Source organism: Pseudomonas sp. Marseille-QA0332 (assembly GCF_054950175.1).
This window is the reverse complement of record NZ_CM143106.1, coordinates 3588943-3602906: the sequence shown is the minus strand read 5'-3', so window position 1 is coordinate 3602906 and position 13964 is coordinate 3588943. Positions and strand designations below refer to the sequence as shown.

13 protein-coding genes are annotated in these 13964 nt (G+C 63.8%); 6 read left to right on the top strand and 7 right to left on the bottom strand.

Annotated elements, in window-relative coordinates; all coding sequences use genetic code 11:
• Nucleotides 1-79: 79 nt before the first annotated feature.
• Nucleotides 80-1153, bottom strand: coding sequence for an alanine racemase (gene alr / locus ACY8GK_RS16625; protein WP_196175176.1), 1074 nt, complete (start codon nucleotides 1151-1153; stop codon nucleotides 80-82).
• A 108-nt stretch (nucleotides 1154-1261) separates the two neighbouring features.
• A complete protein-coding gene (gene dadA / locus ACY8GK_RS16620) occupies nucleotides 1262-2563 on the bottom strand; it encodes a D-amino acid dehydrogenase (RefSeq protein ID WP_462401660.1) in 1302 nt (433 codons plus the stop codon).
• 153 nt (nucleotides 2564-2716) lie between these two features.
• Here dadA and dadR point away from each other — a divergent pair, with 153 nt between their 5' ends.
• From dadR to ACY8GK_RS16605, 3 genes are all read left to right on the top strand, one after another.
• A complete protein-coding gene (gene dadR / locus ACY8GK_RS16615; protein WP_196175180.1) occupies nucleotides 2717-3205 on the top strand; it encodes a transcriptional regulator DadR in 489 nt (162 codons plus the stop codon).
• Between the two features lie 88 nt (nucleotides 3206-3293).
• A complete protein-coding gene (locus ACY8GK_RS16610) occupies nucleotides 3294-4586 on the top strand; it encodes an NAD(P)/FAD-dependent oxidoreductase (protein ID WP_196175182.1) in 1293 nt (430 codons plus the stop codon).
• An 88-nt stretch (nucleotides 4587-4674) separates the two neighbouring features.
• Nucleotides 4675-6228: a phospholipase D family protein gene (locus ACY8GK_RS16605; protein WP_462401659.1), complete on the top strand. Its 1554-nt coding sequence runs from the start codon at nucleotides 4675-4677 to the stop codon at nucleotides 6226-6228.
• Here ACY8GK_RS16605 and ACY8GK_RS16600 read toward each other — a convergent pair.
• Together ACY8GK_RS16600 and ACY8GK_RS16595 are read right to left on the bottom strand one after the other, a co-directional pair.
• On the bottom strand, nucleotides 6194-7354 hold the full coding sequence (locus tag ACY8GK_RS16600; RefSeq protein ID WP_462401658.1) for an MFS transporter: 1161 nt from the start codon (nucleotides 7352-7354) through the stop codon (nucleotides 6194-6196). The genes ACY8GK_RS16605 and ACY8GK_RS16600 overlap by 35 nt on opposite strands.
• Before the next feature lie 91 nt (nucleotides 7355-7445).
• Nucleotides 7446-8939, bottom strand: coding sequence for an aldehyde dehydrogenase (locus tag ACY8GK_RS16595; protein WP_196175188.1), 1494 nt, complete (start codon nucleotides 8937-8939; stop codon nucleotides 7446-7448).
• Nucleotides 8940-9131: 192 nt separating this feature from the next.
• Here ACY8GK_RS16595 and ACY8GK_RS16590 point away from each other — a divergent pair, with 192 nt between their 5' ends.
• Complete coding sequence (locus ACY8GK_RS16590; RefSeq protein WP_196175190.1) at nucleotides 9132-9491, top strand: cupin domain-containing protein; 360 nt, start codon at nucleotides 9132-9134, stop codon at nucleotides 9489-9491.
• A gap of 106 nt (nucleotides 9492-9597) precedes the next feature.
• On the opposite strand, the gene rpmG is transcribed toward ACY8GK_RS16590, so the two are convergent.
• Both rpmG and rpmB read right to left on the bottom strand, forming a co-directional pair.
• Nucleotides 9598-9753 carry a 50S ribosomal protein L33 gene (gene rpmG / locus ACY8GK_RS16585; RefSeq protein WP_012703270.1) on the bottom strand — a complete coding sequence of 52 codons (156 nt, stop codon included), beginning with the start codon at nucleotides 9751-9753 and terminating at the stop codon, nucleotides 9598-9600.
• A gap of 10 nt (nucleotides 9754-9763) precedes the next feature.
• Nucleotides 9764-10000 (bottom strand): 50S ribosomal protein L28, encoded by a 237-nt coding sequence (gene rpmB, locus ACY8GK_RS16580; protein WP_085987254.1) that lies wholly within the window; start codon nucleotides 9998-10000, stop codon nucleotides 9764-9766.
• Between the two features lie 361 nt (nucleotides 10001-10361).
• On the opposite strand from rpmB, the gene ACY8GK_RS16575 reads away from it, so the two are divergent.
• Nucleotides 10362-11951, top strand: coding sequence for an ABC transporter substrate-binding protein (locus ACY8GK_RS16575; protein WP_196175192.1), 1590 nt, complete (start codon nucleotides 10362-10364; stop codon nucleotides 11949-11951).
• Here ACY8GK_RS16575 and radC read toward each other — a convergent pair.
• Nucleotides 11935-12621, bottom strand: coding sequence for a RadC family protein (gene radC / locus ACY8GK_RS16570; protein WP_462401657.1), 687 nt, complete (start codon nucleotides 12619-12621; stop codon nucleotides 11935-11937). The two genes, ACY8GK_RS16575 and radC, sit on opposite strands and share 17 nt — an antisense overlap.
• Nucleotides 12622-12747: 126 nt before the next feature.
• Here radC and coaBC point away from each other — a divergent pair, with 126 nt between their 5' ends.
• On the top strand, nucleotides 12748-13959 hold the full coding sequence (gene coaBC / locus ACY8GK_RS16565; RefSeq protein ID WP_196175195.1) for a bifunctional phosphopantothenoylcysteine decarboxylase/phosphopantothenate--cysteine ligase CoaBC: 1212 nt from the start codon (nucleotides 12748-12750) through the stop codon (nucleotides 13957-13959).
• The last annotated feature ends 5 nt before the right edge of the window (nucleotides 13960-13964 follow it).

Here is a 13964-nt window from a genome sequence, read left to right as displayed (position 1 = left end):
GCGTGGGTCGAATGTGAACGATATCATGGCAACAGCGTTCAGTATTTACAACACACCGACCCGGCCTCGCCCTCGTGCGTCAGCCGTCGAGGTAGTCCACAGGTACGCGCTTGAGGTTGCACAGCAACTGGTAGGGGATGCTGCCGGCCTGGCTGGCCACTTCACTGGCCAGAACCTGCTTGCCCCAGAGCTCCACGGGGCTGCCGACCGAAGCGTGCGGGACATCGGTCAGATCGACGCACAGCATGTCCATCGATACCCGGCCTATCAGCTGGCTGCGCTTGCCGGCCACCATCACCGGCGTGCCGGTTGGGGCATGGCGTGGATAGCCATCGGCATAGCCCATGGCGACGACGCCCACCCGGGTCGGCTGTGAGCTGACGAACCTGGCGCCGTAGCCGACCGGCTCGCCGGCGGGCAGCTCACGCACGCTGATGATCCGCGACTGCAAGGTCATCACCGGTTGCAGACGTTCGGCCTGGGCCTGGGGCTGTTCGAACGGCGTGGCGCCGTACAACATGATCCCAGGGCGTACCCAGTCGCTTCGCACCTGCGGCCAGCCAAGCAGCGCTGGCGAATTGCACAGGCTGGTTTCGGCCTGCAGGCCCTGGCGTGCCGCGTCGAAGACAGCCAGCTGGCGCTCGGTGGCAGGCTCGTCCAGCTCGTCGGCGCGGGCAAAATGGCTCATCAGGACGATACGCGCCACATTGCCACTGGCCAGCAGACGACGGTAGGCCTCCTGATAGTCCGCCGGGTGCAGCCCGACCCGATGCATGCCAGTGTCAAGCTTGAGCCAGACGGTGACCGGCCTGGGCAAGCGGGCGTGCTCCAGCGCTTCGAGCTGCCAGAGCGAATGCACCACGCACCACAGCTGCTTTTGCGCGATCAGCGCAAGCTCACTGGCCTCGAAGAATCCTTCCAGTAGCAGTATCGGCAGATCGATGCCTGCTGCGCGCAGCTCGAGAGCCTCTTCGATGCAGGCAACGGCAAAGCCGTCGGCCTCCGGCTCCAGGGCCAGGGCACAACGCACCGCGCCATGGCCGTAGGCATCGGCCTTGACCACGGCAAGTGCCCTGGAACCGGCCAGTTCGCGGGCCAGGCGGTAATTGTGACGCAGAGCTTGGAGATCGATCAGGGCACGAGCGGGACGCATGAGGGAGCCTTCTGGCAGTTCTGTTCAGAGGTTGCAAGGTCGATACGCCAGGCGAGTCGCCCGACGTGTCGGTTCGATGACGCCTGCCGCGTCATCCGGCCCGCCTGCTCAACGATGAGCAGGCGCCGGATCGGCCTGGCCGGTGCTTTCCCGGCTGGAGCCATAGCGCGAGATGTCCAGGCCCTCGGCGCTGATCTGGGGCTTCCTGCGCGCGATCAGGTCTGCCAGCAGGCGACCCGAACCGCAGGCCATGGTCCAGCCGAGCGTGCCATGCCCGGTATTGAGGAACAGATTGCCGAACGCGGTCGCACCGACGATCGGCGTGCCATCGGGCGTTGCCGGACGCAGGCCGGTCCAGAAACTGGCCTGGCTCAAGTCGCCGCCACGAGGATAAAGATCGTTGACGATCATCTCCAGCGTTTCCCGCCGCCGTGGGTTGAGCGACAGGTCGAACCCGGCGATCTCGGCCATGCCACCGACCCGGATGCGCTCGTCGAAACGGGTGATGGCCACCTTGTAGGTTTCGTCGAGGATGGTCGAGGTGGGTGCCATCGCCGCGTCGGTGATCGGCACGGTCAATGAATAGCCTTTGAGCGGATAAACCGGGGCCTTGATGCCCAGTGGCTTGAGCAGACCCGGCGAGTAGCTGCCCAGGGCCAGTACGTAGCGATCGGCCGTCTCGAGCTTGCCGTCGATCCACACGCCGTTGACGCGATTGCCGGCGAAGTCCAGACGCTGGATGTCCTGGCCGAAGCGGAACTCCACGCCTAGGTCGGCCGCCATCTGCGCCAGCCGACGGGTGAACAGCTGGCAGTCGCCGGTCTGATCGTTGGGCAGGCGCAAGGCACCGGCCAGGATATCCCTGGCCCCTGCCAAGGCAGGCTCGACGCGGGCGATGCCGTCACGATCGAGCAGCTCATAGGGCACGCCGGATTGCTCGAGCACGGCGATATCCTTGGCTGCCGCATCCAGCTGCGCCTGGGTACGGAACAGCTGGGTAGTGCCCAGCGCGCGGCTCTCGTAGCCGATGCCGGTTTCGGCGCGCAGTTCGTCCAGGCAGTCACGGCTATATTCGGAAAGCCGTACCATGCGCTCCTTGTTCACCGCATAGCGCGCCGAGGTGCAGTTCCGCAGCATCTGTGCCATCCACAGGTACTGGTCGACATCGCCGGTGAGCTTGATGGCCAGCGGCGCATGACGTTCGAGCAGCCACTTGATGGCCTTGAACGGCACACCCGGAGCAGCCCAGGGCGAGGCATAGCCTGGGGAGATCTGGCCGGCATTGGCGAAGCTGGTTTCCATGGCCACGGCCGGCTGGCGATCGACCACTACCACCTCGAAGCCCTGGCGGGCCAGGTAATAGGCACTGGTCGTGCCGATGACACCGCCTCCAAGCACCAACACTCGCATGGTTCACTCCTGCACGCGGCATGCCGCAACTGTTATCGAATGGACATTGTTGCGCGCAGTATATGAGTTAAATAGCAGTGCATTTAACTATATAAATGCCTATATTTGGCGAGAATTCTTGGCTTAATTCGCTTTTACGGAGGCGCATCCCCTGTGAGAACCCAGCACCAGAGCAAGCGTGAGCTGGACAAGATCGACCGTCACATTCTCCGTCTGCTGCAAGAGGACGGGCGCATATCGTTCACCGAGCTGGGCGAGAAAGTCGGGCTTTCCACCACACCGTGTACCGAGCGGGTCAGGCGCCTGGAGCGCGAAGGCATCATCATGGGCTACCACGCCCGGCTCAATCCCCAGCACCTGAAGGCGAGCCTGCTGGTCTTCGTCGAAATCAGCCTGGACTACAAGTCCGGCGATACCTTCGAGGAGTTTCGTCGCGCGGTGCTCAAGCTGCCGCACGTGCTCGAATGTCATCTGGTTTCGGGGGACTTCGACTACCTGGTCAAGGCGCGCATTTCGGAAATGGCCTCCTACCGCAAGCTGCTTGGCGACATCCTGCTCAAGCTGCCCCATGTACGCGAATCGAAGAGCTATATCGTCATGGAGGAGGTCAAGGAAAGCCTGTGCCTGCCGATCGCCGACTGAGTCGCTGCTGCTCGCGCCGAGCCTGTTGCCCGCTGGCGAGCGCGCGGCTTATGCTGCTTCGATTCCGCTTCTGCTCGCAGGACCCCCCATGATTCATGCTCCGCAACATGCTGCCTCCTACTACGCCGCCAGTCGTGCGCTGGATGTCGAGTACCCGTCGCTCGAAGGCGAGCAGCGCTGCGATGTCTGCATCGTCGGTGGAGGGTACTCCGGGCTCAACACCGCCATCGAGCTGGCCGAGCGCGGCCTCTCGGTGGTCCTGCTCGAAGCCCGGCGCATCGGCTGGGGCGCCAGCGGTCGCAACGGCGGCCAGCTGATACGCGGCGTCGGTCATGGCCTGGAGCAGTTCCTGCCAGTGCTGGGCGAGCAAGGCGTACGCAGCCTGAAACTGATGGGTCTGGAAGCGGTGCAGATCGTGCGCGAGCGTATCGAGCGCCACGCCATTGCCTGCGACCTGACCTGGGGCTACTGCGACCTGGCCAACAAGCCGCGCCAGCTGCGCGGTTTCGAGGAGGACGCCGAGGAGCTGCGCCAGCTCGGTTATCGTCACGAGCTGCGCCTGGTGCCGGCCGAACGGATGCATGAGGTGGTCGGTTCCGAGCGCTACGTTGGTGGTCTGATCGACATGGGTTCCGGCCATCTGCATCCACTGAACCTGGCGCTTGGCGAAGCGGCCGTGGCCGATCGCCTCGGCGTGCGGCTGTACGAGCAGTCCGCGGTCACCCGTATCGACCATGGCACGCAGGTGCAGGTCCATACCGCCCGCGGCAGTGTCCGTGCCGATACCCTGGTGCTGTGCTGCAATGCCTACCATGCCGACCTCAATCGCGAACTGGGCGGCAAAGTCCTGCCGGCCGGCAGTTACCTGATCGCCACCGAACCGCTGGGCCAGGCGCGCGCGCGTAGCCTGCTGCCACGGAACATGGCGGTCTGCGACCAGCGGGTGGCGCTGGACTACTACCGCCTGTCGGCCGATCATCGCCTGGTGTTCGGTGGCGCCTGCCACTACTCCGGGCGCGACCCGCAGGACATCGCTGCCTACATGCGCCCCAAGATGCTCAAGGTGTTTCCGCAGCTGGCCGATGTCCGCATCGACTACCAATGGGGTGGCATGATCGGCATCGGTGCCAATCGCCTGCCACAGATCGGCCGCCTCGCCAGCCATCCCAACGTTTTCTACGCCCAAGCCTATTCCGGGCACGGCGTGAATGCCACGCACCTGGCCGGACGGCTGCTGGGCGAGGCCATCAGCGGCCAGGCCAGTGGTCGTTTCGAGCTGTTCGCCAAGGTGCCACACATGACGTTTCCTGGCGGCAAGCTGCTGCGCTCGCCCCTCCTGGCGCTGGGCATGCTCTGGCATCGATTGAAGGAGCTGGCCTGACAGGTTTTCAGCGATCGAGCCTGGCCGATAACTTTCTGACCTGCTTGACGGTCCATATCGATTGTCCCGATCGCACAGGATGATCTTCTTGAAATTCCAGCACGCCTTGCTTGTCTTGCCGACGCTGTTGCTGGCCTTGGCCGGCTGCGCCCAGGTCACGCCTGCTCGTGACACCAGCCATGCCTTGCCCGCCAGCGAATCGGCGCTGGGCCGTTCGATCCAGCGCGAGGCGGCGGCCCACGACGGGCGCTCAGGCTTGCGGCTGCTACCCAACAGCACCGAAGCCTTCCACGCTCGCGCCGAACTGCTCCGCAACGCCCGTTCGAGCATCGACCTGCAATACTACATCGTGCATGACGGCCTGAGCACTCGCATGCTGGTGCATGAGCTGCTGCTGGCTGCCGACCGGGGCGTCAGGATACGCATCCTTCTCGACGACACCACCAGCGACGGGCTGGACAGCCTGATCGGCACGCTCGCCGTGCATCGCAACATCCAGATCCGCGTGTTCAACCCCTTGCACCTGGGGCGCAGCACCGTTATCACGCGGGCCATGGGGCGATTGTTCAACCTGTCGCTGCAGCATCGGCGGATGCACAACAAGCTGTTCCTGGTCGACAACAGCATGGCCATCGTCGGCGGGCGCAACCTGGGCGACGAATATTTCGATGCCGAACCCAACCTGAACTTCACCGATATCGACCTGCTCGGGGTCGGTCCTGTCGCCGAACAGCTGGGCCACAGCTTCGATCAGTATTGGAACAGTGCCTTGAGCCGGCCGATCGGCGAGTTTCTCTGGTCCACCCCGGATGCTGCTGACCTGCGTGCCAGCCGCCAGCGTCTCGAAGCCTCCCTGGACGAGGCGCGAGTCGAGCGCAAGCCGCTGTATGACCGCCTGATGGCCTATCGGTCGCAACCAAGGCTGGCGAAGTGGCGTCAGGAACTGATCTGGGCGCCGGCCCAGGCGTTATGGGATGCGCCCAGCAAGGTGCTGGCCGATGACGAACCGGACCCGCGGCTGCTGATGACTCGACAGCTCGCACCGCAGCTCAAGGACGTGCGGCATGAGCTGATACTGGTGTCCGCCTATTTCGTCCCCGGCAACTATGGCCTGTCGTACCTGACCAGCCAAGCCGATGCCGGCATATCGGTCAAGCTGCTGACCAACTCCCTCGAGGCCACCGACGTGCCGGCGGTACACGGCGGCTATGCGCCCTACCGCAAGGCCTTGCTCAGGCATGGCGTGCAGTTGTTCGAGCTGCGTCGTCAGCCTGGCGATCCAACCGGTTCCAGACTGAGTTTCCAGGGCAGTTCCAATTCCAGCCTGCACAGCAAGGCCATTGTCTTCGACAGACAGAAGACGTTCATCGGCTCGTTCAACTTCGATCCCCGCTCGGTGCTATGGAACACCGAAGTCGGCGTCATGGTGGACAGCCCGCGCCTGGCGGAGTACACCCGGGCCTTGGCACTGCAAGGCATGTCGCCGGCCTTGAGCTACCAGCCACGGCTGCAGGATGGTCAGCTGGTGTGGATCACCGAGGACGATGGCCAGCTCCATACGCTCGAGCGCGAGCCAGGCGGCGCCTGGCGACGCTTCAACGCCTGGATCAGCAAGGCCGTTGGCCTGGAGCGCATGCTCTAGGCTCGAAAGCGTCCTGGCGCCGGGTCAGCAGCACCAGACCGAACGCACCGGCAGCCATCAGCAATGGCAGGGCATGCCCGCTGATCCATTGGCCGCCCGCACCCGCCAACAGGGGCCCAAGCAGGCAGCCGATGCCCCACAGCTGCGCCACATGGGCATTGGCTCGCACCAGGGCATCATCGCGGTAGCGCTCACCGATCAGCACCAGCGACAAGGTGAACAGGCCACCAGCGCTGGCGCCGAACAGTACCCACAGCGGCCAGATCGCCGGCGTGTGCAGCAGCAGCGGGATCGCCAGGCTGGAGCACAGCAGCACCAGGGCACAGCCACTGAACAGGAGGCGACGCGATACCCGATCGGCCAGCGCGCCAATCGGCAACTGCAACACCGCATCGCCTACCACCACCGTGCTGACGACGAACATGGCCAGCTCGGCACTGAAGCCCTGCTGCAAGCAGTAGACCGGCAACAGCGTCAGGATCATCGCCTCGAAGGCAGCGAACAAGGCGATCGCCCAGGCGATCACCGGCAGACGTCGGCAGAAACCGAACAAGTCCCTGAACGACACGCTGCAGGCCTCGGTACTCGGTGCACCGCTGCGCCCGAACAGCAACAGCGGGGCAAAGACCAGCAAAACGGTCGCCGCCCAGAATCCGAAATCGTCATCGGACCCCAACAGCGCGAGCACCAGCGGGCCGGCCAACTGGCTCAGTGCGTAACTGCTGCCATAGAGCGCTACCAGCCGGCCGCGCCATTGCTCCACCACCAGCTGGTTGATCCAGCTTTCGCCGAGGATGAAGACCACCGTCAGGCTCATGCCGATCGACAGGCGCAGCAGCAGCCATAGCGCATAGCCAGGCAACAGCGCCAACAGGCCGATCGACACCGCCGCGCTCCACAGGCACAGCCGCATGGCCGCTGGCACGCCGACCCAGCCGGCCAGGCGACTGGCCAGGCTGGCACCGAGCAGGACACCGACCGCAGGCATGGCCGCCATCACGCCGATCGCGAAGGCCCCGTACCCCCATCCCTCCAGGCGCAACGACACCAGCGGCATGCTGACACCCAGCGCCAGCCCGACACTGAGCACCGCGCTCAGGACGGCGAAATAGGTCCCCCAACGCATGACTGCCTCCATTGCAGTGAAAGGTGACCGATAGACGCGATGCAGCCGGGGCGGCGGAACCGACCCGGCTGCGCGGTTGCCCCAGACGTGGTCAGAGCTTGATCCAGGTCGCCTTGAGCTCGGTGTACTTCTCCAGCGCATGCAACGACTTGTCACGACCGTTGCCCGACTGCTTGAAGCCGCCGAACGGAGCAGTCATGTCGCCACCGTCGTACTGGTTGACCCAGACACTGCCGGCACGCACGGCGCGCGCCGTCTGGTGCGCCTTGGAAATGTCGGCGGTCCAGATGCCCGCAGCCAGGCCGTAGGGCGTGTCGTTGGCAATGGCGACGGCTTCCTCGGCGGTGTCGAAGGTGATCACCGACAGCACCGGGCCGAAGATTTCTTCCTTGGCGATCTTCATGGCGTTGGTCACACCGTCGAAGATGGTCGGTTCGACATAGGTGCCACCAGTTTGCTCGAGGGTACGCTTGCCACCGGCCAGCAGCTTGGCGCCATCCTTGTGACCGGCATCGATGTAGGAGAGCACGGTGTTCATCTGCTGGGTGTCGACCAGCGCGCCGACATTGGTCGCCGGATCCAGCGGATTGCCTGGCTTCCAGGCCTTAAGGGCCTCGACCACCATGGGCAGGAAGGTGTCCTTGATCGAGCGCTCGACCAGCAGGCGCGAGCCGGCGGTGCAGACTTCGCCCTGGTTGAAGGCGATGGCGCTCGCGGCAGCCTCGGCGGCGGCCTTCAGGTCAGGCGCATCGGCAAAGACGATGTTCGGGCTCTTGCCGCCGGCCTCGAGCCAGACGCGCTTCATGTTCGATTCGCCCGCGTAGATCATCAGTTGCTTGGCGATCTTGGTCGAGCCGGTGAACACCAGGGTGTCAACGTCCATGTGCAAGGCCAATGCCTTGCCGACGGTATGACCATGGCCTGGCAGCACGTTCAGCACGCCGGCGGGGATGCCCGCCTCGATCGCCAGCTGGGCGACGCGGATGGCAGTCAATGGCGACTTCTCGGAAGGCTTGAGTACCACCGAGTTGCCGGTTGCCAATGCCGGACCCAGCTTCCAGCTGGCCATCAGCAACGGGAAGTTCCAAGGTACGATGGCGGCAACCACGCCTACTGGCTCGCGCGTCACCAGCCCCAGCTGGTCATGCGGCGTCGGCGCGACTTCATCATAGACCTTGTCGATGGCTTCGGCGGTCCAGTGAATGGCATTGGCGGCACCGGGAATGTCAATGGTCGAGGAGTCACCGATCGGCTTGCCCATGTCGAGGGTTTCCAGCAGCGCGAGTTCTTCGACATGCTCGCGCAGCAGGTTGGCGAAACGGATCAGTGTCGCCTTGCGCTTGGCTGGCGCCAGCCGCGACCATGCGCCGGACTCGAAGGTGGCCCTGGCATTCTCGACCGCGCGATTGGCATCGGCCAGATCGCAGCTTGCGATTTTGGCCAGGAAGCGACCATCGACCGGGCTGATGCAGTCGAAGGTTTCGCCGGATATGGCATGGGTGTATTCGCCATTGATGAAGGCACGACCTTCGATGTTCAGCTGCTGGGCACGCTGTTCCCAGTCTGCACGCGTCAGGGTGGTCATGTGAAACTCCTCCTCTTGTTAAGGTGCAACGCCATACCGAGGCATCATGGACGTTGTCGGAATGCTGGCCGGGCGGTATGCGCGCGGGTGCCAGCCACCCTAAACCAGGCCACTTAAACTATCAATATATTTGACAAAAAACGCTCAAGCACCATTCTACGTTCATTTTTTTAAACAAACGTGAGGCGTATCATGAGTATCCACACCCTAGTTGATTTCGCCCAGGTGATCACCGAAGCCGAACGCTACCGGCCGGCAGCGGAAAAGATCATCGCCGGGGACCCGCAGCAACTGGTCTACAACCACTATGCCAGCCCCTGTGGCCAGTTCGCGGCCGGGGTCTGGGAAGGTGCCGTCGGTCAATGGACCGTGAACTATACCGAGCATGAATACTGCGAAATCGTCCAGGGTGTTTCGGTGTTGCGTGATACCGAAGGCAATGCCAAGACTCTGCGGGCCGGCGATCGCTTCGTCATCCCTGCCGGATTCCAGGGCACCTGGGAGGTACTCGAGGCGTGCCGCAAGATCTATGTGATGTTCGAGTCGCGTTGAACGAAGTCGAGCCTGACCGACCTGAGCAAGGCAAGCGTCGACCTGTCGCCAGCCAGGCAAAAAAAAACCGCATCCGAGGATGCGGTTTTTTCTGGCAGCCGATCAATTACTTGATCTTGGCTTCCTTGTAGATCACGTGCTTGCGGACGACCGGATCGTATTTCTTGATCTCGATCTTGTCCGGGGTGGTGCGCTTGTTCTTGTCGGTGGTGTAGAAGTGGCCGGTACCGGCGCTGGACACCAAACGGATCAGTTCACGCATGACAGTCTCCTTAAACCTTTTCGCCGCGAGCACGCAGCTCGGACAGCACGACTTCGATACCACGCTTGTCGATGATGCGCATGCCCTTGGCGGAAACGCGCAGACGAACGAAGCGCTTCTCGGCCTCAACCCAGAAACGGTGATGCTGCAGGTTAGGCAGGAAACGACGACGGGTTTTGTTGTTTGCGTGGGAAATGTTGTTCCCGGTTACCGGACCCTTACCGGTAACTTGACAGACTCTCGACATGCCTCAGCCCTCTAAAACCACATGCCCAACCCGGCATGGGTTGGCCGCTTAATCTCTCAGTCTTTGGCGCCAGGCGCCGTGTTTCCCGAGGTCTTATCGACCGGAATCGCCAAGGCGACAGGCCGAGCCCCTAGAAAAGAGCGCTGCTTTATACCAGAAAGACCGCGCCACAACAACAGGCTATCTGCTTGCACCGCTGGCTGATCGAGTGCGGCCAGCATAGCGACAGGGTCGGATGAGTGTCGACCACTCGTCGCCGGATTTGTAAAAAAGGATGTGGTCATTTGCCGTCAGCCACTCTACGGTAGACCGTTTCCAGACTGCATCGGCAGATGGGCCATCGACCAGCCAAGGAGCACCCATGCGTTGCGCTGCCTTTTCCCTCTTGTTCGCTTCATTGTTCACCTCGGCCATGGTCCAGGCCGCGCCCTTGAGTGTCTGTACCGAAGCCAGTCCCGAAGGCTTCGATGTGGTGCAGTACAACTCCCTGACCACCACCAATGCCTCGGCCGACGTGCTGATGAATCGCCTGGTCGAGTTCGATGCCGGGCAAGGCAAGGTCGTGCCTGGTCTGGCCGAAAGCTGGACGGTGTCCGACAATGGCCTGGTCTATGATTTCAAGCTGCGCCAGGGCGTGAAGTTCCACACCACTGCCTATTTCAAGCCAACCCGCCCCCTGGACGCCGATGATGTCCTGTTCAGTTTCCAGCGCATGCTCTATCCGGCCCATGCCTGGCACAAGACCGCGCCAGGCGGCTATCCACATGCCCAGTCGCTGCAGCTGGGCAGCCTGATCAAGCTGATCGAGGCGCCGGATCCGGGCAGCGTGCGCTTCACCCTCGCTCATCCGGATGCCACCTTCCTGGCTACCTTGAGCATGGGCTTCGCCTCGATCTACTCCGCCGAGTACGCCGACAAGCTGCTCAAGGCCGGTACGCCTGAGAAGCTCAACAGCCAGCCGATCGGCACCGGCCCCTTCGTCTTCCAGCGTTTCCAGAAAGACGCCGTGGTGCGCTATCGCGCCAACCCGGACTATTTCGCCGGCAAGCCCGCGGTCGACCCGCTGATCTATGCGATCACCCCGGATGCCAATGTCCGGCTGCAAAAGATCAAGCGCAACGAGTGCCAGATCGCCTTGTCGCCGAAACCGCTGGATATCGCCGACGCGCGAGACAACGCCGACCTGAAGGTAGAGAGCACGCCGGCCTTCATGACTGCCTTCGTGGCGATCAACAGCGAGCACCCACCGCTGGACAAGCCCGAGGTGCGCCAGGCCATCAACCTAGCGTTCGACAAGGCCAGCTATCTCAAGGCCGTCTTCGAAGACACCGCGACAGCCGCCGAAGGCCCCTACCCACCCAACACCTGGAGCTATGCCAAGGATCTGCGCGGCTACGCCAACGATACAGCCAAGGCCAAGGCCCTGCTGGCCAAGGCAGGCCTTGCCGATGGCTTCGACACGACCATCTGGACACGTCCTTCGGGCAGCCTGCTCAACCCCAACCCCAACCTGGGCGCGCAGATGTTGCAGGCCGACCTGGCCAAGGTCGGCATCAGGGCCCAGATCCGCGTCATCGAATGGGGAGAGCTGATCCGGCGCGCCAAGGCCGGTGAACACGACCTGTTGTTCATGGGCTGGGCTGGCGACAATGGCGATCCGGACAACTTCCTGACCCCGCAGTTCTCCTGTGCCGCGGTGAAGTCGGGGACCAACTTCGCCCGCTATTGCGACAACCGTCTCGACCAGCTGATCAACGCTGGCCGTACCACCAACGACCAGAGCGTGCGCAGCCGCCTCTACCAGCAGGCCCAGACCTTGATCCAGCAACAGGCGTTGTGGCTGCCGTTGGCCCACCCCACGGCGGCGAGCCTGGTGCGCCAGAGCGTCGACGGCTACCAGGCCAGCCCGTTCGGCAGGCTGGACTTGGCCAAGGTCAAGGTGAGCCGCTGATCCAGCCGTGCTCGACCATCGACAACGGTTCGCCGTCGCCGACGATGACATGATCGAGCACGCGCACGTCGACCAGTTTCAAGGCGTCGCGCAGCATGCGGGTGAGCTGCACCTCCTCCCGGCTCGGCTCGCTGTTGCCCGAAGGATGGTTGTGGCAAAGGATCAGTGCCGCCGCGTTGTGCGCCAGCGAGCGGCGCACCACTTCGCGCGGGTAGACACTGGCGCGATCGATCGAGCCGCGAAACAGCACCTCGAAAGCCATCGGGCGGTGCCGCGTATCGAGGAACAGGCAGCCGAAGACCTCGCTGCGCTCGTGGCGCAGCATCGCCTTGAGGTAGCGGCGTACGGCCTGCGGCCCTTGCAGGGCGGGCTCGCGCTCGATCGACTCGGCCAGGTGGCGACGTCCGATCTCGAGCAATGCCTGCAGCTGCGAGTAGCGCACCGGACCAAGACCGGTCTCGCCGAGAAAGGCGGCGCGATCGGCCTCGAGCACCTGACGCAGGCTGCCGAAACGCACCAGCAGACCGCGGGCCAGCTCCACCACGTTTCGGCCCTTGACTCCGGAACCGAGCAGCACCGCCAGCAGCTCCGCATCCGACAGGCTGGCCGCACCGCGCTGCAGCAGCTTCTCCCTCGGCCGCTCCGTGATCGGCCATTCCCTGATGTTCATGCCCCCTCCTTGCGTGTACTGCGGCGCATTTGTGCGCTGTGTTAATCTATCCCGTCCCGTTCATGCGACGTTCTGCCGCAGGCAGCGCTCGTCGCCGCACGTTTTCACTGAACAAAAGGCAGGCCTATGCAGCGGCTGTATCGCAAGCGCATCGTCCTCGGCGTAGGTGGCGGCATTGCCGCCTACAAGAGTGCCGAACTGATTCGCCGACTCCTCGAACATGGCGCCCAGGTTCGCGTCGTCATGACCCGCGGCGGTGCCGAGTTCATCACGCCCCTGACCCTGCAGGCGCTGTCCGGCCACCCGGTCCACCTGGACCTGCTCGACCCGGCGGCCGAGGCCGCCATGGGCCATATCGAACTGGCCAAGTGGGCCGACCTGGTGCTGATCGCCCCGGCCACGGCCGATCTCATGGCCCGCCTGGCCCAAGGCATGGCCGACGACTTGCTGACCACCCTGGTGCTGGCCACCGACGCCGCGATCGCCGTGGCGCCGGCGATGAACCAGGCCATGTGGCGCGACCCGGCCACCCAGGCCAACCTGGACCTGCTGAAAAACCGTGGCATCAAGGTCTTCGGACCGGCGTCCGGCAGCCAGGCCTGTGGCGATGTCGGCCTTGGCCGCATGCTCGAACCTGCCGACCTGGCCTGGCATGCCGCCGAGAGCTTCAAGCGCCAGGCGCTGACCGGAAAGCACGTGCTGATCACCGCCGGTCCGACCCAGGAAAACATCGACCCGGTGCGCTACATCACCAATCATAGCTCCGGGAAGATGGGCTTCGCCCTGGCCGAGGCGGCGGTGGAAGCCGGTGCTCGGGTGACCCTCGTCACCGGCCCGGTGCACCTGCCGACCCCCGACCGGGCCACGCGGATCGACGTGGTGAGCGCGCGCGACATGCTCGCGGCCTGCGAGGCCGCCATGCCCTGTGACCTGTTCATCGCCTCGGCCGCGGTGGCGGACTACCGCCCCGAGGTCATCGCCCCACAGAAACTCAAGAAGGATCCCACCACCGGTGACGGCATGCTGCTGCAGATGGTGCGGAATCCGGATATCCTCGCCACTCTGGCCAGTCGTCCAGACCGGCCGTTCAGTGTCGGTTTCGCCGCCGAGACCGAACACTTGCTTGATTACGCCACCCGCAAGCTCAAGGACAAGAATCTCGACCTGATCGTCGCCAATGACGTGGCCAACCCCAGCATTGGCTTCAATAGCGAGGAGAACGCCTTGACCGTGATCGATCGCCAGCAGCACCAGACTCTTTTCGCGCAGACCAGCAAGGGCAAGATTGCCCGCCAACTGGTCGCCTTCATCGCCGAACGGCTCAACCAGGTTCCATAAGCTCC

Coding starts and splice junctions, on each gene's coding strand:
- alr (WP_196175176.1), bottom strand. CDS start 1,153: ATGCGTCCCGCTCGTGCCCTGATCGATCTCCAAGCTCTGCGTCACAAT.
- dadA (WP_462401660.1), bottom strand. CDS start 2,563: ATGCGAGTGTTGGTGCTTGGAGGCGGTGTCATCGGCACGACCAGTGCC.
- ACY8GK_RS16610 (WP_196175182.1), top strand. CDS start 3,294: ATGATTCATGCTCCGCAACATGCTGCCTCCTACTACGCCGCCAGTCGT.
- ACY8GK_RS16600 (WP_462401658.1), bottom strand. CDS start 7,354: ATGCGTTGGGGGACCTATTTCGCCGTCCTGAGCGCGGTGCTCAGTGTC.
- ACY8GK_RS16595 (WP_196175188.1), bottom strand. CDS start 8,939: ATGACCACCCTGACGCGTGCAGACTGGGAACAGCGTGCCCAGCAGCTG.
- ACY8GK_RS16590 (WP_196175190.1), top strand. CDS start 9,132: ATGAGTATCCACACCCTAGTTGATTTCGCCCAGGTGATCACCGAAGCC.
- rpmG (WP_012703270.1), bottom strand. CDS start 9,753: ATGCGTGAACTGATCCGTTTGGTGTCCAGCGCCGGTACCGGCCACTTC.
- rpmB (WP_085987254.1), bottom strand. CDS start 10,000: ATGTCGAGAGTCTGTCAAGTTACCGGTAAGGGTCCGGTAACCGGGAAC.
- ACY8GK_RS16575 (WP_196175192.1), top strand. CDS start 10,362: ATGCGTTGCGCTGCCTTTTCCCTCTTGTTCGCTTCATTGTTCACCTCG.
- radC (WP_462401657.1), bottom strand. CDS start 12,621: ATGAACATCAGGGAATGGCCGATCACGGAGCGGCCGAGGGAGAAGCTG.
- coaBC (WP_196175195.1), top strand. CDS start 12,748: ATGCAGCGGCTGTATCGCAAGCGCATCGTCCTCGGCGTAGGTGGCGGC.